Raw genomic sequence first — 23,942 nt, forward strand, 5'->3', positions numbered from 1 at the left:
ATTGTACTATCTATTAGAATAATTAATTTCAATCATCCTATCTAGTTATATTTTTTTGCTTTCTTATACTAGAAAAAAATTGTTAAGGAGCAAGCATGTCGATAATTATTGCCATGTGCTTATACGCACTCGCTATGTCAATTTCCCCCGGGCCGGTTAATTTGATGGTGTTAGCCAGTGGTGTCAATCACGGTGTTCGCCACACTATGCCGTTTGTGCTGGGGGCGGTAATAGGTTTTACTTTGCTGTTATTAGTGGTGGGGTTAGGGCTTGGTGTGGTTACTGCAGAACATTCGGTTTGGCTGACTACATTGTGTCTGACGGGTAACAGTTTTATTTTCTATCTTGGTGCTAAGCTTTTTTCTGCCTCTGTGAACGTGCATCAATCAGAACATTTGTTGCCGACCTTTGCCCAAGGAATGTTATTGCAATGGTTAAACCCGAAGGCCTGGATAGCGAGTGTAGCCGGAGTGTCGGCGTTTAATTTAATTGATGCAGCTGAGCAGTTACTAGTGTTTGTTACGCTCTATTTTGTGATTTGTTTATTTGCGATGAGCAGTTGGGCACTGGTAGGGGATAAAGTCAGTGTTTATCTTAACAATCAGCGGCGTATGCTTACTTTTAATCGTCTGATGGGGAGTGTGTTGATGTTATTAGCTTTGTACTTGATGACGAGCTTTTTACTTGAGGGCTATAGTTAGCCCTCAAGTCATGCATGGCTCATCTATCGTTTAAAATGCTGTGCGTGAAATTGTAAATGCTGCTCGATAAAGCTACTGATAAAATAGTAACTATGATCATAGCCATCCATCATATTAAATTCTAACGGATAATGCTTGCGCTTTGCTGCATCGAGCAATGCCTGAGGCTGTAGTTGTTGTTCAAGAAATTCATCTCCACCGCCTTGATGTACCAGCATCGGAAGCTGCCTGCCTGTTTTACTGATTAGTATGCTGGCATCATATTGTTGCCAATCATCTTTGTTATCGCCAAGGTAGTGGCTAAATGCTTTCTCGCCCCAGGGGCAATTAACCGGATGACAAATCGGACTAAACGCTGAAACTGAGCTATAAAAATCGCGATTGCGTAATGCCAGTACTAAAGCGCCGTGCCCCCCCATGGAATGACCACTGATAGCGCGTTGCGCAGATACCGGAAAATGCTGTGTGATTAGTTGTGGTAATTCATAACGAATATAGTCATACATTTGATAATGTTGTTGCCATGGTGCTTGGCTGGCATTGACATAAAAACCTGCACCTAAGCCAAAATCATAGGCTTGGTTGCTATCATCCGGTACATCCGTGCCGCGTGGGCTGGTATCAGGTGCGACGATAGCGATACCGAGTTGTTCGGCAACTCGCAGCGCGCCAGCTTTTTGCATAAAGTTTTCATCGGTACAAGTGAGTCCCGATAGCCAGTAAAGTACTGGCACCGGATTTTCTTTACTGGCACTTGACGGCATAAACACGGAAAAGCGCATGGTGCAATTAACCGTGTTTGACTGATGATTGCACTGTGTTAAGTTGCCACCAAATACTTTATGTTGATTAATGGTTGTGATGGTCATTTTCAGCGTTTATTCCGGTTTAAAGTGAACAACAGAACGAATACTTTCACCCTTATGCATTAACTCAAATGCCTGATTGATTTGCTCTAACGGCATAGTATGGGTAATAAAATCTTGTAGTTTAAATTCACCGTTTAGATAACGTTCAACATAGTCTGGTAATTCAGTGCGGCCTTTAACGCCACCAAAGGCAGTTCCGCGCCAAACACGGCCAGTGACTAGTTGAAATGGTCGGGTCGATATTTCTTTACCGGCGCCGGCAACACCAATAATCACCGATTCGCCCCAGCCTTTATGGCAACATTCTAGCGCTGAACGCATGACGTCGACATTGCCAATACATTCGAAAGAATAATCAACTCCACCGTCTGTCAGCTCAATAATATAATCCTGAATAGGTTGTTCGATATTGGCTGAATTTATACAGTCAGTGGCGCCGAGTTTCTTCGCCAGATCAAATTTTGCTTCGTTAATATCGATTGCAATAATACGGCTTGCTTGCGCCATTTTTGCACCAATTACGGCAGAAAGGCCAATACCACCTAAACCAAAAATAGCGACAGTAGCACCCGGTTCGACTTTCGCGGTATTCATCACCGCACCCATGCCGGTAGTGACACCGCAGCCAAGTAAACATACTTCTTCTAGCGGTGCTTCTGGATTGACTTTCGCTAAGGAAATTTCCGGTAACACGGTATATTCGGAGAAGGTTGAACAGCCCATATAGTGATAAATAGGTTTACCATTTTGGTAAAAGCGCGTGGTGCCATCTGGCATTAATCCTTTACCTTGGGTTTCACGAATTTTTTGGCATAGGTTGGTTTTACCAGATAAACAAAATTTACATTCACCACATTCAGGTGTGTACAACGGGATAACATGGTCACCCACTTTGACACTGGTGACTCCTTCACCTACTTGTTCGACGATTCCACCACCTTCATGACCGAGTATCGCCGGGAAAATTCCCTCAGGATCTTCACCTGACAACGTAAAGGCATCGGTATGGCAGACACCAGATGCGACAATTTTTACTAATACTTCACCGGCTTTCGGTGGCATAACATCCACTTCTTCTATCGATAACGGTTGATTAGGCCCCCAGGCAATGGCGGCTTTTGATTTGATAAATTGTTCGCTCATACTTTTTTACTATTATTGGTTCGATGTAATGTGCAATTATGAACGCTAAGAGATTAATTACCAATGAATTTATAGAAATTTAATGTCATTGGTTTGCTGCTGGCTTAACTGAGTGATAAATGAATAATTTTGGATTATTTTTATTGGCATACTTTGACGATTTGTTTACCGGTAAAACCACCGGCGAGTTGTTTTGCTAATGCTTGACTGATCTCGGTTGCGTTAAAGTTGACTAAGTTGAGCTGAGGGAGCTGTAACTTATCTTTGGCGATGCCATCGAGAAGTAAATTACTCATAAAACTCATTTTCTGTTGTGCACATAAACTGTTAGTGAGCCAGGCGCCACCGAGTGAAACTATGCCAATATTGGGGGCTTTGCGATACATCAGTTGTTGATCAAAGTGTGGCAATGGCTTTAAACAGGCAATACGGCCACAAAAACGCATTAGTTCAATATTACGTATTGTTGCCTCACCACCAACAGAGTCAAGCACTGCGTCAAAGCCGTTTGGCCCAAGCTCACGGCGAATTTTTTCACAGAGTTTTTTATCCTGATAATCAAATACGACATCTGCGCCGAGCTTTTTCACTAATTGATGATTGCGCTTGGCTGCAGTGGTAAAAACATCTGCGCCGCGTAATTTGGCAAATTGGATGGCAAACTGTCCAACGGCACCGGCACCCGCCTCAATTAAGATGGTATCACCTTGTGTTACTTCTAGTTTATCTAAAGCGATTAATGCTGTCATACCAGCACAAGGCAAGGCAGCAGCTTCTTCTCCTGCGACGCCTTTAGGGATCACGGCAACGGCGTAATTAGGGACTTTAGCGTACTCGCTAAGCACGCCTTGGTCGGCGAGGCTGGCATGCCACATCACCCGTTCGCCAACACCTGGAAAAATTCCTTTTGCTGCGTTAACAACCGTGCCAACAGCATCTACCCCTAGCACGTGCGGGTATTGCCATTGGCAAAAGCCGTTTTTTGCGTAATAGCCGTCATTCGGATTTAAACCGACATATTCCACCTTAACCAACAGCTCATTGTCTGCGCAATCAGGCACGGCTATGGTGAGTTCAGATAACGTCATGGCTTGATTGGGCTGCTCGAGCACAATGGCCTGCATTGTCTTAGCTAACTCTGAGGTGGCGCTGTTTGCTGCGTTTGACATCGGTAAACTCTTTATACTACAAGGTGGTTAACGCGCTACTCCATCGGCCATTAAATGCCTGATAGGCACTGACTTTGGCGATAAGTGATGAAATAGTCGAGTCAACGGCATTTTCTTGTGCTATTAAAACATCCCGGCGGGCATCTAACAACTCTAAGTAGGGAATTTGTCCCTCTTGATACATGGCGTTAGCCTGAGAAAATGCTTTATTTGCATGCAAGTAACGGCGTTCTGCATAGTATTTTTGCTTGACTTGCTTATCCAGTGATTGCAAAGATAATTCACTATCACTCATTGCCTTTAATACCGCCTGTTGATAATGATTATAAGCAGCCTCACTTAATAATTGCTGAGCATCACGTTGTGCCAATAACGCCGGATAACTGAGCAATGACCATTCAATTTGCGGTGCCACCTGCCATTGGTGCTGACTATCTTTCAACTGATTATTGCCTAAGCTAAGTACGCCAGTAAAGGCTGATAAGCTGATATTTGGATATAAGGCTTTTGCAGCTGCGACGCTCAGTGAATTTGCCTGACTAAATTCAAATAATGCGCGGCTGATATCCGGACGCAGGGCGATAGCGTGATCAGGCTGCGCCAGAGCAACAGCAAAGGGTTGTGCTAATATTTGTTGTTCATCTGGTAACGATAAATCGTTGACCAGACGTCCGGTGAGCAGTGCCAGCATTGAGCTATCACGATACTGGGCATATGAAATTTCAGGTAATAATGCCTGTTGTTGATTGAGCTGGGCGCGGGTACGATTCAGATCAAGCTCATTAGCCATCCCTTCTTCCACTTGCGCTGCTAACACTTCGATACTTTGTTTGAGGGCATCAATTTGCATTTCAATGATCTGTTGCTTTTTCAGGTTGCCCTGATAGCTGATATAGCCTTTGACTACTGCGCTGACTACTTCTATTTGTAGTGCGCGTAATTGTTCTGCCTGGCTCATCGCTGACGCATTAGCTGCATTGACTAAGGCGCTAATTCGACCAAATAAATCAACCTGCCAGTCAAAACCTATCGCCGCACTGGACTGACGTTGATAAGGGGTGGTCAAATTAGTCCGTTGACTGTCAATCGTTACACCACCTTGCGGCAGATATTTCGCTTTTTGTGCTCCTAAACGTGCTAGGGCGCTTTCTAGCAGCAATTGACTGCTGCGTAGGTCATAGTTGTTGGCTAAGCTTTGGCTAATCAACTGATTCAACTGGGGAGATTGCAATTGCTGCCACCAGTTAACTTCACTTTGACCGCTAAGCTCTGGCGCAATTTGCGCCTCGGCGATAAAGTTTTCAATGAGCTGCTGATGCTGCTCAGTATCAATTTTACTGGCGCAACCTGAAAGCATAGCAGCAATTAGCGTGGTACCAAACGCCAGTTTAGTGCTTAGGCGCTGAGAGATGTTTTTAGTCATGCGCTTGCTCCTGAGCAGATGAATCTTTTATCTTAGTGACCAGCATGTAAAATACCGGGGTGAACAATAGGCCAAAAAAGGTGACACCAATCATGCCGGAAAATACCGCATTACCCATGGCATGACGCATTTCTGCCCCGGCACCTGTTGCCAGTACGAGCGGAACTACCCCGGCAGTAAAAGCGATAGAAGTCATTAATATCGGGCGTAAACGTAAGCGACAGGCAGCGATAATGGCATCAAAATGCGACAACCCTTGCTGATTTTTATCTTTAGCAAACTCCACCATCAAGATGGCATTTTTTGAAGCCAGTGCTACCAGTACTATCAGGGCAATCTGGGTAAATATATTGTTATCTGAACCGACTAACCAAACCCCCAACAATGCTGAGAAAATGGTCATAGGGACAATTAAAATAATGGCCAGTGGTAAACGCAGGCTTTCATATTGTGCTGCCAATACCATAAAGACTAACAGCACGACTAATGGGAAAACATAAACCATGGTATTCCCAGCGAGTATTTGTTGGAAGGTTACTTCTGTCCACTCATAAGTGATATCTTTTGGCAGTGTATCCGCCAAGATGGCTTCAATTGCTTGCTGAGCTTGATCCGAACTATAGCCAGGTGCTGGGCTACCGTTTAGCTCCGCACTTGGGTAACCGTTATAATGCATCACACGATCCGGCCCCGTAGTTGGCGTGACTGTCAGTACAGAACCTAGTGGCACCATATCACCCTGACGATTCCGTACTTTCAAATTAAGGATTTGCTCCGGATCCTGACGAAACTCTGCTTCTGCTTGCGCTTTCACTTGGTAAGTACGGCCAAACATATTAAAGTCATTAATATAAACCGAACCTAAGTAAACTTGCAGTGCATTAAATACTTCATTTAATGGAATGCCCTGGATCAATGCTTGCTCACGGTCAATATCGATATCCATCTGTGGTACCTGAATACGGAAGCTAGAGTACAGACCCATTAATTCCGGGGTTTGTCGCGCTTTGCCGATCACTGCTTGCAAGCTATTAAACAAAGTTTCAAATCCTTTATTGCCTCTATCTTCAATTTGCAATTTAAAGCCACCAGTTGTACCTAGTCCTTGAATAGGGGGCGGTGGAAAAACTGCAACAAAGGCTTCATCAATTGCAGCAAAACGCTGGTTCAGCTGTGCTGCGATTGCCATAGCAGACTGACTCGGGTCGGTGCGCTCTGAGAAGGCCTGCAATGGTGTAAAAACGATGGCACTGTTTGGACTATTGGTAAAGCCATTGACCGACAAACCAGGAAATGCCACTGAGTGAGCAACACCAGGTACTTGCAGTGCTATTTGTTCCATTTCTTTTACTACTGCCTGAGTACGATCTAGGCTAGCCGCATCGGGTAACTGTGCAATCGCCACCAGATATTGCTTGTCTTGTGCTGGGATAAAACCACCGGGTACAGCGTCAAATAATTTAATGGTACCGCCAAGCAAAGCAACATAGGCCAGCATAACGATTACACTCATTCGGATCAGCTTTTGTACTAGTTTTTGATAGCCTTGAGCACCACGATCAAATAATTTATTAAATGGGGCAAATAACCAGGCGCCAAATAACTTATTAAGCAATCGCGTTAACTTATCAGGCTTACTCTCATGACTTTTAAGTAATAACGCTGATAATGCTGGTGATAAGGTCAATGAGTTAAACGCTGAAATAACCGTTGAGATAGTAATGGTTAGTGCAAATTGCTTATAAAACTGTCCGGACAAGCCGCTGATAAATGCTGTTGGAATAAAAACCGCACATAACACCAGCGCAATCGCAATAATTGGTCCGGTTACTTCAGACATAGCAACGCGGGTTGCTTCCAATGGTGACAGTCCTTGTTCGATGTTACGTTCGACGTTTTCAACTACCACTATCGCATCATCAACGACAATACCGATCGCTAATACTAAACCAAACAGTGACAAGGTATTAATAGAAACGCCGAGCCATTGCATTACCGCAAAGGTACCGATTAATGAAATTGGCACAGCGATCAGTGGAATAATTGACGCGCGCCAGGTTTGTAAAAACACTACTACCACAATCACTACTAAGGCAATCGCTTCCAGTAAGGTTTTAATGACCGCATCAATAGAATCACGGACGAAAACCGTTGGATCATAAACTATTTCATATTCGACGCCGCTAGGAAAATCTTGCGATAACGTCGCCATAGTTTCACGAACTTGATCCGAAAGCTCTATCGCATTTGATCCTGGACGTTGGAAGATCGGCATAGCGAGTGCGGGTTGGCTGTCCAACATTGCGCGTAGTGCATAGTTGTTTTGCCCTAATTCGAGACGAGCAACATCTTTTAAGCGGGTGATTTGACCTTGTGAACCGACTTTAACGATCACTTGCTCAAATTCTTCAATATTATCTAAACGACCTTTGACATTTAGCAATACTTGAAATTGGCTGTCATTGCTTGCAGGTTGCGCGCCCAAACTACCGGCAGCAACTTGCTGGTTTTGTGCTTTTAATGCGCTGACGACATCCATCGCGGTTAATTCTCGAGCGGCTAAAGCATCAGGATTTAGCCAAACTCGCATTGAATACTGACCGCCACCAAATAATTTGACGTCACCGACACCAGGTAAGCGGGCGATCTGATCTTTGATATAAAGATCGGCGTAGTTAGATAAATAGGTGGTGTCATGAGTCTTTTTTGGTGAATATAAGTGCACCACCATAGTCAGGTCGGGTGACGACTTTTCGGCAACGACACCCAGACGTTGAACTTCTTCTGGTAATCGTGATAACGCACTGTTAACTCGGTTCTGAACTTGCACTTGTGCCCGGTCAAGATCGGTGCCTAAGGCAAAAGTTACAGTTAAGGTCATACGACCATCACTAGTGGCTTGAGAAAACATATATAACATGTTCTCTGTACCATTGATTTCCTGTTCTAATGGTGTTGCTACCGTTTGCGCTATCACCGACGGATTAGCACCAGGATAACTGGCCGTAACAACCACTGTTGGTGGTACAACTTCTGGGTACTCACTGACAGGCAGTTGGAATAGTGAAATACTGCCGGCGATTAATATGATCAGCGATAGTACGGCAGCAAATATCGGACGCTGAATAAAAAAATGGGAAAATTTCATCATATACTCTTATTGTTTAGCGACTAAGCTGGCTTGATCTAATGGCGCTAGAGTGAAGGCGATACCACTAGTGTCAATGGCAACATTATTGGGATTAACCGGCATACCTGGACCGACACGAGCAGGGCCGTTGACTGCAATAACATCGCCACTTTCTAGTCCTGAGGTAATGGCGCGTAACTTGCCGTAACGCTCACCAATTTTCACTAATTTATATTGCAAAATATTGTTCTCGCCTAAGGTTAAGACAAAGCGATTTTTCAAATCTGTACCAATGGCACGCTCAGGAATAATTACCTGCTCAGTAATGCGGTTTGCCGCTAACTTAATACGAGCGAAAGAGCCAGCGCGTAATTGTTCATTGTCATCATTAAACACCGCGCGTACTCTTAAGGTACCGGTAGCTGGATCGATTTGATTATCGATAAAATCAATAAATCCCTGATGGGTAAATGCTGACTGTCCAACCTTTTGCATGACTACGGGCTGTTTGCTTTCGGCTGTGATGTTGGTAAAAGCGCTATTCCAGGTCCGTTCGTCAATATCAAAATAGGCATACATACGTTCACTTGAGACGATAGTTGTCAATATACTTTGTCCGGCTAAGACATTATTGCCCTTGGTGATATTAGCGCGTGAAATCACGCCATCTATTGGTGAACGAATGGCAGTAAATTCTAGATCGAGTTGTGCGGATGTTAACTGTGCTTGCAGTGCGGCAAGTTGTGCTTCACGTTGACGCAAGGTTGAAGTGCGAGATTCTGCTTGCTCGGTTGAAATAGCCTTACGCTCTGTTAAGCGGGCGGCACGTTTTGCTTCACTTTTAGCCTGGGCTAACGCGGCCTTAGCACTGATAATTTGTGCTTTAAGCGTATCGACTACGGCAACAAAAGGGCGATCATCGAGTTTAAATAATAAATCTCCTTGTTTAACTGCATCACCTTCATGAAAAGCAATATTGTCAATGACCCCGGATACGCGCGGCATTAATGCTACTTGCTCAGGCGACTCAAGGCGTGTGGTATAGGTATGCCAGCTTTGTACTGGTTTGACTAATACCTGGGCAACATCTATCGGTTGTAAATGTTGTTGGCCTGCTTGGTTATTGGCTTGCTCTGAACAGCCAACCAAGATCAAGCTGGAAAAAGCTAGGGTAACGGCGATTAAATGTTTCTTCATGATAACTCTCCTTTGATAGCGCTATGTTACGAAAGACAACTGGTGACAAAAACCCTAGATTTAGCATTTCATTAGTGCCAAAATGGCAACAATGACGTTTGTTAAGAGAAAAGTATGGATACAACTAGTCGGTTATTAATGTTGTTGGAAATAGTTGAACAAGGCTCTTTTATTAAAGCGGCCGAAGTACGTAATATTGATCGTTCAGTGATTTCCAAACAAATGAACCGCTTGGAAGATGATCTAGGGGTTAGGTTGCTTAACCGTACGACCCGCTCTTTCTCATTGACTGCTGCTGGCGCTGAAATGGTAAAAAAAGCGGCGGAATTGCGGTTATTATTAAATGAAACCATACATTTAGCTGAAAATTATCATCAGGAACCCAGAGGAGTGTTAAAAATTACTTCCTCGACCATTATTGGTAAACGTTACCTACAACCTGTGATTAACGATTTTCAAAAACGTTTTCCGCAAGTGGAAGTAGAATTTCGTTTAGATGATAAACTGGTGGATATAGTCTCTGAGGGTTTCGATTTAGCATTTCGGGTTGGTGAACCTAAAGACTCATCACTGATTGCCCGAAAACTGGCGCGTAATCGTTTATTGATTTTGGCGACGCCGGAATTTATTGAAACCTATGGCATGCCAGCTAAGATGGAACAGTTAGCTGAGTTACCAGCTGCTAGCTATAGCAGTACTTCGCTAAGGGTTGAAGGTATTCGCTATCTTGACGCCAATGATCAGGTACAAGAACAACGTATTAATAGTGTGTTTCGTGCCAATGATGCGGAAGTACTGTTAATGAAAACCTTATCTAGTACTGTATTTATGATAGCGCCAGCTTTTATTCTAGAGAATGAAGTACGAGATGGTTTATTGGTGCCTTTGTTAACTAATGTCAAATTACTGGAGTTTAATGCCATGTATGCCATGTACCCACATCGGGATTTGCCGGTGCGGACTCAGCTATTTTTTGATGCGGTACGTGAATACCTAGGTAAAGACAAACCGATCTGGGAACATGGTATTCCAGATTTCGATCGCATGTACCAAGGTAGTGGCAACCGTTGAACAGTATTTTAGGGTTGTTGTTTATCCAGCTGGTTGATTTATCGCTATTCTGTTCGCACATCAATGGGTAATGTTGTACTCATTTTCGCGATAAAGGAGTGATTAAATGTCAAAGTCTGCTATTAATTTTCAGGAGAAATTCGCCAAGTTCAGCGAACACTGGTCACCCAAAGTGATTGCGGAGATGAATGATTATCAGTTTAAACTGGCAAAAATCCAGAATGAATTTGTCTGGCATGATCATCAAGATACCGATGAGGTTTTCTTAGTGATTGAGGGAGAAATGACAATAGAGTTTCGTGATGGCAAAGTCGATTTAGCTGCGGGGGAAATGTATGTCGTACCTAAAGGTGTAGAGCATAAACCTTACGCGAAAAATGAATGCAAAATAATGTTTATTGAACCGCGTGGTGTAAAAAATACCGGTGATTCCGGCGGTGAGTTGACCGCAGAGAATGATGTTTGGGTCTGAGCTATCCCCACAAATAATTCTTATATATCAATGAAATAATTTAAATCGAAGGGAACATTCATGGTGTTTGGTGATCATATCTATCGCCAAACAAAAATAACCAACCGGAAACACCATGAATGCACTCTCTATACTGAAGAAAACTCTCACTCTTGTCAGCCTTAAAATGCACGCTAGACGACGAGCTTCTTTAGCCTCGTTACTTGAAAGCCTTTTAATGGGAGCAAGTGCAAGGGTAACTAACCTTGGCTGAGATATTTACTTGCAAGCGAAGGAAAAACATAGAGTAAAATGAGCAGATAGCCTGTTACCCAATGTTCACTTGCAATTGTTTTGCTTAGCTAGCTGTGAACGTTTTTTCTAGCCTTATAAACAGTTAAATTTATAGAATCGGCTGAAAAATAAGCTATAGCCATTGTTGTCAACTTTACTTATTGTTCATGCAATTGAAGAGATTCCTAAGTCACCGCCCCTTTTTTACGTACAGTTCCGGATCTGGCTAGAAAGATACTCGACAACCGATATAATGCTGACGTCGTTTAGGGGAAGAAACTATGTATTCAGCAGAAGTATGCAAAAAAGCCAGATTATCCAGAGATGCGAGGTTTGACGGTAAATTTTTTACCGCAGTCAAAACCACAGGCATCTATTGCAGAACGACCTGCCCAGTTTACCCACCCAAAGAAGTTAATGTAGAATATCACCCTACAGCAATGTCCGCCGCCAATGCTGGCTTTAGGCCTTGTTTACGCTGTCGACCCGATAGTGCTCCCGGTTCTCCCGCATCAAAGGGCACAGGCGCAACCCTTGAGCGTGCGTTAAAGCTGATTGAAGCCGGCGCATTGCAAAAAGCAGCTGTTACCAATTTAGCCGATCGATTAGGGGTGAGTGATCGTTACCTACGTAAGCTTTTTCACCAGCAACTTGGGGTATCGCCAAAAACTTATGCACTTTACCAACAATGCCTATTTGCTAAAAAGCTGCTTCATCAAACCAATATGCCGATTACAGACATAGCACTGGCGAGTGGCTTTGAAAGCATTAGACGTTTCAATGATTGCTTTAAAACCATGTTGAAACTTACCCCCACAGAAATGCGTCGCAAATCGAACAAAAAATCGTCGAGTTTGTCGTTGGAGTTGTTTTATCGCCCACCGTTTGACTGGCTACACATGCAAGTGTATCTGCAAACCAGAGCAATAAAAGGTGTTGAATGGTGTGATGACAAGGGCTATGGCAGATACTTTGTATTACATGGCCATAAAGGTAAATTTAACGCAGTGCATCACCCTGCAAAACACAAATTCGATGTCGAAATTGAACTAGACGATATCAGCGTGTTAAAGCTGGTTGTTAACAATATTCGTCGAGTATTAGATCTAGACGCTGATCTACAGACCATTGAAGCTAACTTGCAATGTGCACTTGGTGACAACTTTACATTGGCATCAGGTATTCGATTGCTTGGTATTTGGGCTATGTATGAGGCCGGTATCAGAGCCATTTTAGGCCAACATGTCTCGGTCGTTGCGGCGCAACAACTCGTTAATCAGCTGGTCGCTCAATTAGGTGAAACCAATGAAAAAGGCGCGTATTTTCCAACACCTGAAGCGGTGGCGGCAAGTGACCTGACATTTTTGAACATACCACAAAGCAGAATAAATACGCTTAAAGGCTTTAGCCAACATTATGTGCATGCAGAATCACCTCAGCATGTTGATACCTGGCATGCAATTAAAGGGATAGGCCCCTGGACGATGCAATATGCACAAATGCGCGGCGCGAGTGACCCTGATATTTATTTAAGCACCGATTTAGGCATTAAAAAAGCGCAGCAGTTTGTTGGACAAGATTTTGAACCCGCTCTGGCTTCGCCATGGAGGAGTTATTTAAACCTTCAACTTTGGAATAAACTGAAATGACATACAACGATTATTTTGAAAGCCCGCTCGGTCTGATCGAGTATAAAGCGTCAGATGCTGGCATCCGTCAGTTAATTTTTTGTGGCGACAACATTAAACCTGTAAAACGCAATGAGTTGACAAAAGAGTGCCATACCCAATTAACAGCCTATTTTAACGGCGATCTAAAAAAGTTTGACTTGCCGTTAGATTTTAACGGCACCGACTTTCAACAGCGCGTTTGGCAAATTTTATTGGAAATCCCGTTTGGTCAAACACTGTCGTATATGGATATCGCAAATCGCTTAAATAATCCGAAAGCCGTTAGAGCGGTAGGCGGCGCAAATGGCAGAAATCCAATAACCTTGATTGTGCCGTGTCATCGCGTAATTGGCGCCTCAAAAACGTTAACAGGCTACGCGGGTGGTACAGCACGAAAAAGGTGGTTGTTGTCGCACGAAGGTATTGAACTTGCCCCTGATAAAAACGAGACACAACTCGATGAGGTTATTTCATCTAGACAGGCAAAAACGCAATTTTTAGATTAACAACACGTAGGACAACACAACATGAATTTTAAAACGCTTCACCAACAAGACACTCCGCTAATCATTTGCAATGTGTGGGATGTGAAAACAGCATTATTGGCAGAAAGCTTAAACGTACAAGCAATTGCCACGTCAAGTGCCGCAATTGCGAACTCGCTAGGCTACGAAGATGGCGAAGATATGTCTTTTGACGAGTTGTTTTTTATCGTCGAAAAAATTGCTAAGCGCACGGCACTGCCCTTGTCTGTTGATATTGAATCTGGATACAGCCGCAACCCCGCCGACATTCTGGCCAACATCGAAAAGTTGCATGCGGTTGGCGTGAAAGGAATCAATATTGAAGATAGCACGGTCAATAACGGTACAAGATCGTTGTTGCCTACTTCAGAGTTTGTCGAATTGTTAAGCACCCTTAAACAGGGCATTATAGACAAAAATCTCGATATTTTTGTTAACGTTAGAACAGACCCTTTTCTTATTGGTGTTCCTGATGCCTTATCGAGTGCAATAGCAAGGATCACTGCTTATCAGACCGTTGATATAGATGGCATTTTTGTACCTTGCGCGGTTGAACACGCCGATATTCAATTATTAGTCAATTGCACGTCTTTGCCGTTAAACCTGTTGGCTATGCCTGACATGTGTGATTTTGTTCAATTGCAGTCTCTTGGCGTAAAGCGCTTAAGCATGGGGAATTGGTTGTTCGAAAAGCTGGCAAATAGTTATCAAGAAAACGTAAGCCAGATTCTCAAATCACAGAATTTTAGTGCCTTGTTTTAATTGTTAGATGTCATAAGGAATTAAAAGGGGTGGATGACTATTTATGCTTTCGTTAGATCTACACTGTTTAGTGTTAACAAATATCCAACAACATTTTGGCGGTTGAGTTAAATACAATGCATTAAAACTAAAGAGAAACCTACGACTCATCAATAGTTTTTAGCAAACTTGGCTAAAGTATTAGCCGATACAAGCAAACCAATTATAGTCACTGACGCTGGTTTTAAAACGCCTTGGTTTCGAGCGGTTTTAGCTCATGGCCATCGGGTTAGCGGCTAAAAAAGCTAAGAAACACCATCAATATCAGGCAAATAGCTTGAAGAATAAGAATGTGCTTTTATTTCATTCTATAGGCTTAAGAGTCATGGCAAATCGATATGAGAAGCTCTCATATCGAGAGCTTTTGGCAGCAATCAAGCAACTGCATTTATCTGGTGGAGCATATTCGTTTGATACTTTGTAGAGCTTGTGGAGAGCCCTCAGTGTCTGGGTGTAATTTTTTAGCACGTCTTCAAGCAGCTATTAGTATGATATTGATATTTGCTCAATAGTTGCTAACTTTTTACACATTTTTTGCAAAATTGGTTGTTATTCTGCCGGTAAGTTCAGTACTAACAGGAGAACAGCATGTCCACCTTTATCAAATCAGCTGTATTCGCAGCATTCGCTTTTTCTGGTATTAATTCGGTATTAGCTCATCAAGTAGCAGATGAAAGAGAAGTACATCCACCAAGACCTTGCTTTTCAACGATTGATGCTAACAGCGATGGTAAAATCACCTTTAAGGAATTTGCTGTCAAAAAACTACCGCGTGGTAAACATAAAGCGGTATTTTCCCGTATTGATACTGATAATAACGGCGTGATCAGCAGGCATGAATTTACTAATCATAAGCCACCACAGCCACCTCATCATCAAGGAGCAGACCATGATTGATTCAGTCACTATGGAAAACTCCAGTACATTTTCATTACCGAAACAAGACAGTTTAAACGAACAGCAGCAATTACTGGTTACTGAAACTCTGAAGCAGTTTGATGCTGATAGTTTATCTGAGCAAGATGCTTTGGCGATTGTTGAGCAATTCTCCCAAGCGGGTATTCGACCGGGAAAAGCGCTGGCACAAACTATGGCAATTGCCGGTTTTGATGCTGCTGTCGTTGGTGAACTGGCAGGTGTGAAGCGAAAAAACGGTTTGCAGAAGCCGCCAGCTCCACAGCATCGGCAGGAATTAGGGTCTATGGTGGACTATCTGGCACAGCTAATGAAAGAAAAGCTATCAGCCAGTGAGACTGGTAGCTTAACTGACGATGAAAAGCAGGCAATTCTGTCTCAGGTATTGGAAAAGTTTGGCCTTGAAGACCATGATTCGATTATTAATACCCGAGTTTAGTTTGAGGAAATATACGATGAAACAGCAGATTAATAGTAGTTTACTAAAAACGGGTGCTGCTATCGCGTTGTTAACCAGTGTGATAACTGCGTGTGGTAGCAGTAGCTCTAATATTAATAGTGCGGGCGTTGATAATACGACTACAACTTCAGGCTCCACTACTACTGATACGCAGACTACTGGTGATGCCATTGATATAACTGATGCGATACTAACCGAGCAAAACGGCTCATGTGAATATTATGTTGGCTCTTATTATTCAAATGTAGAGGATGTTCAACGTAATGTTGGTTTTAATGGTGATGTGGTGATCAGTGTGAGTGGCGATAAGTGTGTTTTTGACGTTAACGAAATCCCCAATCATGATTTTAATGATGCTTCGGCATCTTTTGCCACCAATGTTGCAGAGCAGAGCGGACGTTATGAAATTCCTAAATCGCCGGTTGCTGCCGCTACTGTCACTGAATTAAGTTTGGGGACAACCAATGCGATCTTGCTTAATGGTGTTGTAATTGACTTATTAGCTGCCGCTTGTTACGACGTTGGCAATGAACCGTTAGGGCAGGAAAAAATTGGCTGTGGTGAAGATCAGCTCGATAACCCGTGGCGTTATGACCCTATGTCGCCATTAAATAATTTTGGTACTGACATTCATAATGCCCATGTTCAACCTGATGGCACTTATCATTATCATGGTAATCCTATGGCTTTATTTGACAGTGATTGTGATCTGATTGCTCAGGAATCGCCAGTGATAGGCTTTGCTGCTGATGGCTTTCCGATTTATGGCTCTTGCTTTAGTGACAATGGCGTAGTGAGAAAAGCGCAATCAAGCTATCAGTTAAAAGCTGGTGTTCGTCAACTGGTCAATGGTTATACGACCCCTCAGGCGGGTATGGGAGATGTTGCCAGCAATAATTATGACGGACAATTCCGTGGCGATTATGATTATCAGGCGGGTAGTGGCGATCTAGATCAGTGTAATGGCATGACGATTAACGGCCAGTACGGTTATTACATTACTAATAGTTATCCTTGGGTGGTTGGTTGTTATAAAGGGACTCCAGATAGTTCGCTTAATAAACAAGGACCGGCATTAGCTAATCGCCTGCACAGCCATAATGGAATTAGTCATAGTCATTAATAGATTTCAGCAATAGTTAGCGCTAACAATCGCAGTGCCAAGGAAGGCGTCCCCTAATCAATAACGAGCTATCATAGGTAGCTCGTTTATATCTGGGTAAATCTAGTGGTAAGACCACAATAAGCATGTTATAACATCAAGCTTATCTTGCTAATAGTTGAGATGTTATGACGACAAAAACTAATAATAATCAGTTAAATACCTTGTTTGGCTTAACTGCGATCATTTATCTAATTTCGTTAAGCTTTAGCCCTTATTCATTGCAATTTTCCTTAAAGGCACTGCCTATTTTGTTATTGCTGGTTGCTGTGCAACGTTCATCCCGTTGTAAAGATAAAACATTACTGACATTGGCATTAATTGCTTCAGGTGCTGGAGATGTGTTGCTGGCGTTGCCAATCAGTAATAGCTTTATTTTAGGACTGGGAGCATTTTTGATCGCGCAATTGGTTTATACAGTGAGTTTTATTCGTGCGCGAGTTAACAAGCCGAACAAGGTTCGAAAAATAGTAGCAGTGCTGGTACTGGCTTTTGCAATTGCTATGGCATTTTATATTTTGCCAGATACCGGTGAATTAATGGTGCCAGTGACAGTTTATTTATTTGTTATAACTTGTATGGGGTTATGCGCGTTACTCTCAGGGATCCATCTTTGGGTTGCGGTCGGCGCATTAAGTTTTATCAGTTCTGATGCCATGCTGGCGCTGAGTATATTTAAAACGCCATTACCTTTTTCCGATCAGCTGGTGATGCTCAGTTATTACTTGGCACAATTCTTTATTATTAATGGCATGTTAAAACAGCAAGATGACCGAACAGCTATCAGCTAACGCGACAGCTCAATCTTTCTATGCGTTAAAAGCGCTGGTGAATTTCCTTGTTCGCCAGGGCGTTGGGTTATCTGAAGTGCTTGCTATGATTGGAGTGAAGGAAACAGACTTTAATGAGCGGGAATATACCACACAAGATTATGAAGCCTTGTTGCAGTTTGGCAGTCAGCGATTAAATATTGCCAATATTGGCTTTGTTCATGGCAAGGCATTTGAACTGAGTTTTTGGGGGTTTTTAGGTCATATTGTGGCGGCGTGTCCGAGCTTATGGCAGGCGCTGGCGTATCAAAAACGGTATCAGTGTTTGTTAGGTAACACTGGCCGTGCTTACCATGAGATTGAGCAGCAGCAAGTGGTTATTCGCTGGCTGTCGGAACCGAATGCTAGTGCTAATAATATCGAGCAAGTGATCACTTCTTGGGTTGCTTTTGCCTTCCAATATACTTACACAGATGATAAGCCGTTAAGTGTGCATTTTACTCATGCTTCGTTAGCCGATAGCGAGCAATATCAGGAATTTTTTGGCTGTCCAGTGCATTTTAATGCCGATTTTAACGGCATAGTGTTTAAACAAAGTTCGCTAATGTTGCCGATCTCCTCGTTTAATGAGGAAGTGTTAAATGTTTTATGTTGCCATGCAGAAAATAAGCTTGCGGCGAAGCGTTCGAGTGCGTCACTGGATATTATCAGCCAGTTTATTATTGAGACCTTGCCCAATAAAGTGCCTGAGCTCACCGACATAGCCGAACATTTAGAGATAGGTGTCCGGCAATTGCAGCGTAAGCTACAGAAAGAGGACACTAATTTAACTAAACTGCTAACGAATATTCGCCAGTCACAGGCAATTTCCTATTTAACTCAGACCGACCATAAGTTGCTTTATATTGCCGCTAAACTGGGCTACTCGGAACAAAGTGCCTTTCAGCGTGCGTTTAAGCGTTGGACCGGGCAAACGCCACAGTCCTATCGCTTAAATCCTTATCCTTTAGTTTAATGCTTAGTGAAGTCAATGAATATTGAAGTGGCGTTAATGTATATAGTATTAACATCAAGTGTTTATTAATTTGGATTAGTTATTGATATTCTTTGATTAACTGTAAGAACTCTTCGACCTTTATTGGCCGGCTAAATAGGTAGCCTTGTGCCGAATCACAGAGATTTTTTGATAAAAAATGTAATTGCTCATTATCTTCAACCCCTTCGGCAATAACACCAAGATTAAGATTGTGAGCCATGGCGATAACAGCTCGAACAATAGCTTTATCATTATCGTCGGTTGCAATATCCTGGATAAAAGACTTGTCTATTTTGATGCTATCAAGCGGCAGTTTTTTTAAATAGGCGAGTGAACTATAGCCGGTGCCAAAATCATCAACCGAGACGCTCATTCCAATGGCTCTGACTTTACTGAGTAATTTATCGATAACCGAGTAATCATCTACCAGTACCCCTTCGGTTACTTCTAATTCCAGTAATGCTGGCTCAACATTGTAGGTTTTGATTTTGCTATATAAAAAGTTAAACAAGTTATCATCTAACACTTGGGTCGGTGAGAGATTCATGGAAATTTTAATTTTATAGCCATGTTGTTCGATATATTTAGCAATTTTACAGGCACTTTCAATCACCCATTTACCTATGGTAATGATTAACTCACTTTGTTCAGCAATGGGAATAAATTGCACAGGACCAACAATACCCTTTTGGGGGTGGTTCCAGCGGATCAGTGCTTCCGCTTTTACGATTCTCCTTTGTTCCAAATCAACAATCGGTTGTAAGTACAATTCAAACTCATTGTTAGTGACGGCTGTTTTTAACTCATGCTCAATCTCGAGCACCTTGTCAGAGGCTTCTTTAATTGACTGATCATAAAACTGGAGCGTACTGTTTTTGCCTTTCTTAGCACTATAAGCACTTAAGTCGACAAACTTCATTAATTCTTCAACATTTTTAGCGTCGTTGGGATAGCTAGCGGCACCGACATTGACATTAATATTAATTAAATCGTTGTTGGCGGTATAAAATGGTTTTTTGATGTGGTTGATTATATTGTCAACGGCAAGTTGGCAGTCTTTTTGGCAGTTGATCTGACTTAATATAATGGCAAATTCATCACCACCGACACGCGCCAAGTAATCCGCAGGAGTTAATTGCTCTTTTAGCCTAATACTAACTTCAATTAGTAATTCATCTCCGGCTTCATGACCATAAAATTCGTTGTGATGACGAAAGTCGTTGATATCTATATATAATAGATAGAATTGATCTTGCTGTGCGATATGTTGCTCTAACGCTTGCCAAAAAGAAATGCGGTTGGGTAACTCTGTCAGCATATCAAGTAGTGCCAGTTGTTCGTTGTGCTGAACAAGGTGTTTTAAGTCACTGATGTCATTAATAAAAACAATCCAATTGGTGAGTTCGTTAAGTTCATTCTTTACCGGGTACAAGGCTACTTTAAGCCATTTCAGTGTCGATGGTGGCGACATCCAGCAAAGCTCACCAGTCCAACTGGATTTAGTTGTTATAATACGATCATATTCAGGTAGTTGGTTTATCAGTAGTTTGGTAATAATGTCTACAGGTTTTGCTGATACTGCTTTGGCGGTTTGTTGTACATTAAAGACTTTTTCAGCGGAAGAGTTTTCAATAAGCGTAATAAAGTCAGCGTTAGTGATTAGTACACCAAAACTTGCATTCTCGATAGCTTTGGTTAGCGCCAGTAAAATATCACTTTGCTCTGAGGGTTGCTTTAAAATGCTTTGGATCCGGTTGTTTAGGTATTCATTTTGCTCAATGAGCTTATCGTTAGATAGCAACAATTCTCTTGCTGTTTGTAGGGTCTTTTGTCGGAAACTGAATTCGTCAGATTGATTAGTGATCAGCAATAAATTGTTGCCTTGATGTTTTATTGCTATTGCTTCTAAGTGTAGTTCTTTTCCGTTGTCGGTTACTTCGGTCCACAGTCCAGACTTTAGTTTAGCATTTTCGTTATTATGCCAGACCTGATTTGCGTCAAACAGGAAGTCTAATAAAAACGGGGTATCGTCATTGATGATAAATACATTTTGATGAGTGGCCTTGGGTAATAACTTTTTGACCCAGTCACTTTGTCCTTCAATCAGTTTAAATTTATGACTATGATAGTCGGTAACCTCAAAAACCGCTTGCTCCATCGCGTTGATCAGATTATTTATCAAGGAACTCATTATCTTAATCCTCAAGCAATAATTTGGCTAAGCAGGTAAACATATTGTCAACATTTTCCCCGGTTTTGGCACTGGTTGAAAATTGTCGTTCAAAGAGGTTATGGTATCTTTTTACTTCTTCGCTGTCCCATTGCCAATTGGCGGCTAAGTCGTTTTTATTAATAGCCAAAATCGCCGGGCAGTCGGTTACTTGCCTTGCTTGCGTGTGAATATCTATGCCATCGGCAAGCGAAGAAAATCGGGTTTGGTCCATCACTAGGATATATGCTGCCGCGCCACGTAAATACCTTTGTTGGAATTGATTATACCTATCGTTACCTTCTATATCCCAAAGCATAAGCTGGATTGTCTTATCTTCAATTGTTAGTGCTTTACGATCAACTTTAACGCCTATGGTCGTTAAATATTTTTCGTTAAAGATGCCTTCAACAAACTGTTTTACTAAGCTTGTTTTGCCAACGCTTGAAGCGCCTAATAGACATACTTTTTTTTGAATCAAGACATTACTCCATTAAATTGGTCATTTACTCGCTGCTAATTTACCGTTGGTGACATAAATAATATTAAACAGCACCTTTCTTGATTTTGCTTCCACCTCGTTTATGTCTATTTCCCCTAACCCGGTAACATAGATGAGCTCTCGTGCAATGCCTAATTGCGTAAGCTGATTTGCGGTGTTTCGTGCGCGTAATCGGCTCAATACCTCATTGGCTTCTCTATTGCCTGAACTATCGCTAAAGCCCATTATTAATATCCCTGCTTTTAAGTTTAGCTTATTTGCTTGAAAATTGAGTTGGGTAAACAAGTGCATCAGTTTATTTATTTTTTGTTGCATTTGGGCATCTATCTCTGCACTTGCCACGGCAAAGCTCAATTGAATAGCGGCTATTTGGCCAACCAAATCATCAAAAATTTGCTTGTTAATCGATTGATTGTTGTTATTTACTGGTGTTTTTAACAAGGTTAATCTGTTGGTGTTCAGATTTTTCTCTGTTGAGAGCCCGGCAATAGCAAGCTCGGTTAACAGTTTTTCTCGACGAGTAAACATTACCGCGCCACTAATGTTTAGCTGGTTATCTTGCCAACTTGATGTAACTTCAGGGTAGCGAGTTAAAATTTCGCTTGCACGTTTGGTTAATAATTGTGGTTCCCAAGAGCGATAGAGGGCTTGTTTGATGGTTAGATTCTCAATTGATAGCTGATGTTGTTGTAACCAGCTGTTAATTGTTATGGCATCAGGATCGCGCAGTATATCGATGATGACTTCATTGCTATTTATTACACTTAACTGCTTTACCACTACACCAGGCTCATCGGATAACAAAGCTAAGGTATTGGCGAGCTGTTTTTGCTGCCAAATTGACGTTAACTTCACCACTAGCAACAAGGTTAATGTTGCGACAAATAACCAGGCATATAATGGAAAATGTTGGTGTTTAGCAGAGGTTTTCTGCTCTGCAAGTAAGCAATCTTTTAATAAGCTTGTTGTGTGGGCAAATGGTTGGTCATCACCATCAAATTGGGTAAGTTCTTCCGTGTATAGGCGATGGATATCTTCCAAGGTGATTTGAAGTTGTTCATTTATTTGTGGCGATGGAGTACCGATAATAGCGGCGACCACTAAAGCTTCTGGTCCAGGTTTTATTAATAAATTGAAATTGTTAGTAGTGATGGTCTCCAACTGTTGCTTTGCGCCATCACTATCAGATAAAAATGAGTCACTGACAAAATCATTAATCGCAGTGAGCATGGCGGAAATCAGATCGGCATCGGTATTTTTATTACTTTTTTGGCTGACATAATTAAGCAATAATCCAGTTTCTTTATGGATAAGAAAAACATGCTCAACTCGATATATAAAAGTTTGAGCGGCTACGTATTGCGCATAACTTATCCCCGCATGCCATGCCTGAATGCGCCACTTAATGCCTTTTAAGGTAAAACTACTTTCTAATAATTGGTTAGTGCGAGTCATTAAGTCGCTAAGAAAAGCAGCAACAGATTTTCTGATTAAGCTCCCCATCAAAGGGTATAAGGCGCTGACTAATTTTTCTTTATTATGAGCTACGCTATGACTGACGGTTTCTTCAAGTAATGGCTGCAGTACCTTGTTGATAGACTGATCTGATTTTTGTCTGTCATGCAGCGCCTCGCTGATTTGTGCACTGATGATGTGGCGGGCATTTTTTTTTACAACATCGGTTACCTCTGAGTAACCTTTACCCATTATTATGGATCGTAATTGTGCTAACTGTTGAGCCTCAGTTGATACATTATCGCCCGATGTTTTCATTATAGCTGGTCGTCTTCCAAGTTGTTCGCCATGGTTGCCAGTAGTTTAGCCAGTGTTTTCCTGTCAGTTTTTGACGTGGTTAACTCGTTAGATACCTGATCTAAATGTGCTTTTAATTTTTCTAACTGTTCATTAAAGGTGTTAGTGAGCATGCTGGCCTCTTCGTTGAGTGATTGCTCAATATGCTTAAGATCTTCTTGAGTCGAGGTGGAAAACATTTCACTTTCTGATGCCAGATTTTTCAGATCTTGCTGAAGATGCGATTCGATATCTTCATGAGTTTTATCTATATCTTGCAACCTTTGGTTAAGCTCGGTTAATCGTTTATTAATGCTATTATTCATTTCACTAAGCTGTCGGTTAAAGCCTTGCTCAAGCTTAGTTAATCCTTTTTGCAGTTCTTGTGATAGTTGATTAATTTGCGTGTTAAGTTGTTGCTGAGCCTGGCCGAAAATAATACTGCGTAGTTGATTAAGTTCATTGTCTGTATCGGCGATGACATTATCTGGCTTAGTGACTTTTTTATTCGCCATTATTCTTATTCCATTTGATTGAAAATTAGTCAGTTATTTAAGTGTAACAGTAATCTGATAATTTTCTTGTTTAGCTTAACAGTGATCATTTATCTAATTTCGTAAGCTTTGCCCTTATTCATTGCAATTTGCCTTAAAG

General features: G+C 42.0%; 22 protein-coding genes. 12 read left to right on the forward strand and 10 right to left on the reverse strand.

All coding sequences use genetic code 11. From position 1 onward, the window contains the following. The first annotated feature begins 95 nt into the window (after positions 1 to 95). A complete protein-coding gene (locus QQK06_RS10120) occupies positions 96 to 701 on the forward strand; it encodes a LysE family translocator (protein ID WP_284244541.1) in 606 nt (201 codons plus the stop codon). 23 nt (positions 702 to 724) lie between these two features. On the opposite strand, the gene fghA is transcribed toward QQK06_RS10120, so the two are convergent. The 6 genes from fghA to QQK06_RS10150 all read right to left on the reverse strand — a co-directional run bounded on the left by fghA (position 725) and on the right by QQK06_RS10150 (position 9,632). After that, positions 725 to 1,570, reverse strand: coding sequence for an S-formylglutathione hydrolase (gene fghA / locus QQK06_RS10125; RefSeq protein ID WP_284244542.1), 846 nt, complete (start codon positions 1,568 to 1,570; stop codon positions 725 to 727). A 9-nt stretch (positions 1,571 to 1,579) separates the two neighbouring features. Continuing rightward, positions 1,580 to 2,713 carry an S-(hydroxymethyl)glutathione dehydrogenase/class III alcohol dehydrogenase gene (locus QQK06_RS10130; protein WP_284244543.1) on the reverse strand — a complete coding sequence of 378 codons (1,134 nt, stop codon included), beginning with the start codon at positions 2,711 to 2,713 and terminating at the stop codon, positions 1,580 to 1,582. 140 nt (positions 2,714 to 2,853) lie between these two features. After that, positions 2,854 to 3,882 (reverse strand): zinc-binding dehydrogenase, encoded by a 1,029-nt coding sequence (locus tag QQK06_RS10135; protein WP_284244544.1) that lies wholly within the window; start codon positions 3,880 to 3,882, stop codon positions 2,854 to 2,856. A gap of 16 nt (positions 3,883 to 3,898) precedes the next feature. Next, positions 3,899 to 5,305 (reverse strand): TolC family protein, encoded by a 1,407-nt coding sequence (locus tag QQK06_RS10140; RefSeq protein ID WP_284244545.1) that lies wholly within the window; start codon positions 5,303 to 5,305, stop codon positions 3,899 to 3,901. Continuing rightward, a complete protein-coding gene (locus QQK06_RS10145) occupies positions 5,298 to 8,453 on the reverse strand; it encodes an efflux RND transporter permease subunit (RefSeq protein WP_284246605.1) in 3,156 nt (1,051 codons plus the stop codon). The genes QQK06_RS10140 and QQK06_RS10145 overlap by 8 nt, the downstream gene beginning before the upstream one ends. A 9-nt stretch (positions 8,454 to 8,462) precedes the next feature. After that, complete coding sequence (locus QQK06_RS10150) at positions 8,463 to 9,632, reverse strand: efflux RND transporter periplasmic adaptor subunit (protein WP_284244546.1); 1,170 nt, start codon at positions 9,630 to 9,632, stop codon at positions 8,463 to 8,465. A 114-nt stretch (positions 9,633 to 9,746) separates the two neighbouring features. Here QQK06_RS10150 and QQK06_RS10155 point away from each other — a divergent pair, with 114 nt between their 5' ends. From QQK06_RS10155 to QQK06_RS10205, 11 genes are all read left to right on the forward strand, one after another. Next, positions 9,747 to 10,703, forward strand: a complete 957-nt coding sequence (locus tag QQK06_RS10155) for a LysR family transcriptional regulator (RefSeq protein WP_284244547.1) — start codon at positions 9,747 to 9,749, stop codon at positions 10,701 to 10,703. Positions 10,704 to 10,809: 106 nt separating this feature from the next. Next, on the forward strand, positions 10,810 to 11,175 hold the full coding sequence (locus tag QQK06_RS10160; protein WP_284244548.1) for a cupin domain-containing protein: 366 nt from the start codon (positions 10,810 to 10,812) through the stop codon (positions 11,173 to 11,175). A 554-nt stretch (positions 11,176 to 11,729) separates the two neighbouring features. Continuing rightward, positions 11,730 to 13,097: a DNA-3-methyladenine glycosylase 2 family protein gene (locus QQK06_RS10165; protein ID WP_284244549.1), complete on the forward strand. Its 1,368-nt coding sequence runs from the start codon at positions 11,730 to 11,732 to the stop codon at positions 13,095 to 13,097. Continuing rightward, entirely contained in the window at positions 13,094 to 13,624 is a 531-nt protein-coding gene (locus QQK06_RS10170) for a methylated-DNA--[protein]-cysteine S-methyltransferase (RefSeq protein ID WP_284244550.1), read from the forward strand. The genes QQK06_RS10165 and QQK06_RS10170 overlap by 4 nt, the downstream gene beginning before the upstream one ends. Before the next feature lie 21 nt (positions 13,625 to 13,645). Then, positions 13,646 to 14,404, forward strand: a complete 759-nt coding sequence (locus tag QQK06_RS10175; protein ID WP_284244551.1) for an isocitrate lyase/PEP mutase family protein — start codon at positions 13,646 to 13,648, stop codon at positions 14,402 to 14,404. A gap of 256 nt (positions 14,405 to 14,660) precedes the next feature. Next, positions 14,661 to 14,867 carry a hypothetical protein gene (locus QQK06_RS10180; protein ID WP_284244552.1) on the forward strand — a complete coding sequence of 69 codons (207 nt, stop codon included), beginning with the start codon at positions 14,661 to 14,663 and terminating at the stop codon, positions 14,865 to 14,867. 164 nt (positions 14,868 to 15,031) lie between these two features. Continuing rightward, positions 15,032 to 15,340 (forward strand): EF-hand domain-containing protein, encoded by a 309-nt coding sequence (locus QQK06_RS10185; RefSeq protein WP_284244553.1) that lies wholly within the window; start codon positions 15,032 to 15,034, stop codon positions 15,338 to 15,340. Continuing rightward, positions 15,333 to 15,797, forward strand: a complete 465-nt coding sequence (locus QQK06_RS10190; RefSeq protein ID WP_284244554.1) for a hypothetical protein — start codon at positions 15,333 to 15,335, stop codon at positions 15,795 to 15,797. Before QQK06_RS10185 ends, QQK06_RS10190 begins: the two co-directional genes overlap by 8 nt. Before the next feature lie 16 nt (positions 15,798 to 15,813). Continuing rightward, entirely contained in the window at positions 15,814 to 16,941 is a 1,128-nt protein-coding gene (locus QQK06_RS10195; protein WP_284244555.1) for a YHYH protein, read from the forward strand. Between the two features lie 167 nt (positions 16,942 to 17,108). Then, positions 17,109 to 17,771: a lysoplasmalogenase gene (locus tag QQK06_RS10200; protein WP_284244556.1), complete on the forward strand. Its 663-nt coding sequence runs from the start codon at positions 17,109 to 17,111 to the stop codon at positions 17,769 to 17,771. Then, entirely contained in the window at positions 17,749 to 18,765 is a 1,017-nt protein-coding gene (locus QQK06_RS10205) for an AraC family transcriptional regulator (RefSeq protein WP_284244557.1), read from the forward strand. The genes QQK06_RS10200 and QQK06_RS10205 overlap by 23 nt, the downstream gene beginning before the upstream one ends. A gap of 79 nt (positions 18,766 to 18,844) precedes the next feature. On the opposite strand, the gene QQK06_RS10210 is transcribed toward QQK06_RS10205, so the two are convergent. From QQK06_RS10210 to QQK06_RS10225, 4 genes are read right to left on the reverse strand one after another with little or no spacing between them, the layout of a single operon-like run. After that, on the reverse strand, positions 18,845 to 20,977 hold the full coding sequence (locus QQK06_RS10210; protein WP_284244558.1) for a sensor domain-containing protein: 2,133 nt from the start codon (positions 20,975 to 20,977) through the stop codon (positions 18,845 to 18,847). A 4-nt stretch (positions 20,978 to 20,981) separates the two neighbouring features. Next, positions 20,982 to 21,476, reverse strand: a complete 495-nt coding sequence (locus tag QQK06_RS10215) for a Rab family GTPase (RefSeq protein ID WP_284244559.1) — start codon at positions 21,474 to 21,476, stop codon at positions 20,982 to 20,984. 21 nt (positions 21,477 to 21,497) lie between these two features. After that, complete coding sequence (locus QQK06_RS10220; RefSeq protein WP_284244560.1) at positions 21,498 to 23,270, reverse strand: OmpA family protein; 1,773 nt, start codon at positions 23,268 to 23,270, stop codon at positions 21,498 to 21,500. After that, a complete protein-coding gene (locus QQK06_RS10225) occupies positions 23,270 to 23,803 on the reverse strand; it encodes a hypothetical protein (RefSeq protein ID WP_284244561.1) in 534 nt (177 codons plus the stop codon). Before QQK06_RS10225 ends, QQK06_RS10220 begins: the two co-directional genes overlap by 1 nt. Between the last annotated feature and the right edge of the window lie 139 nt (positions 23,804 to 23,942).

The sequence above is a fragment of the Thalassotalea insulae genome, assembly GCF_030161395.1.
GTDB lineage: Bacteria > Pseudomonadota > Gammaproteobacteria > Enterobacterales > Alteromonadaceae > Thalassotalea_E > Thalassotalea_E insulae.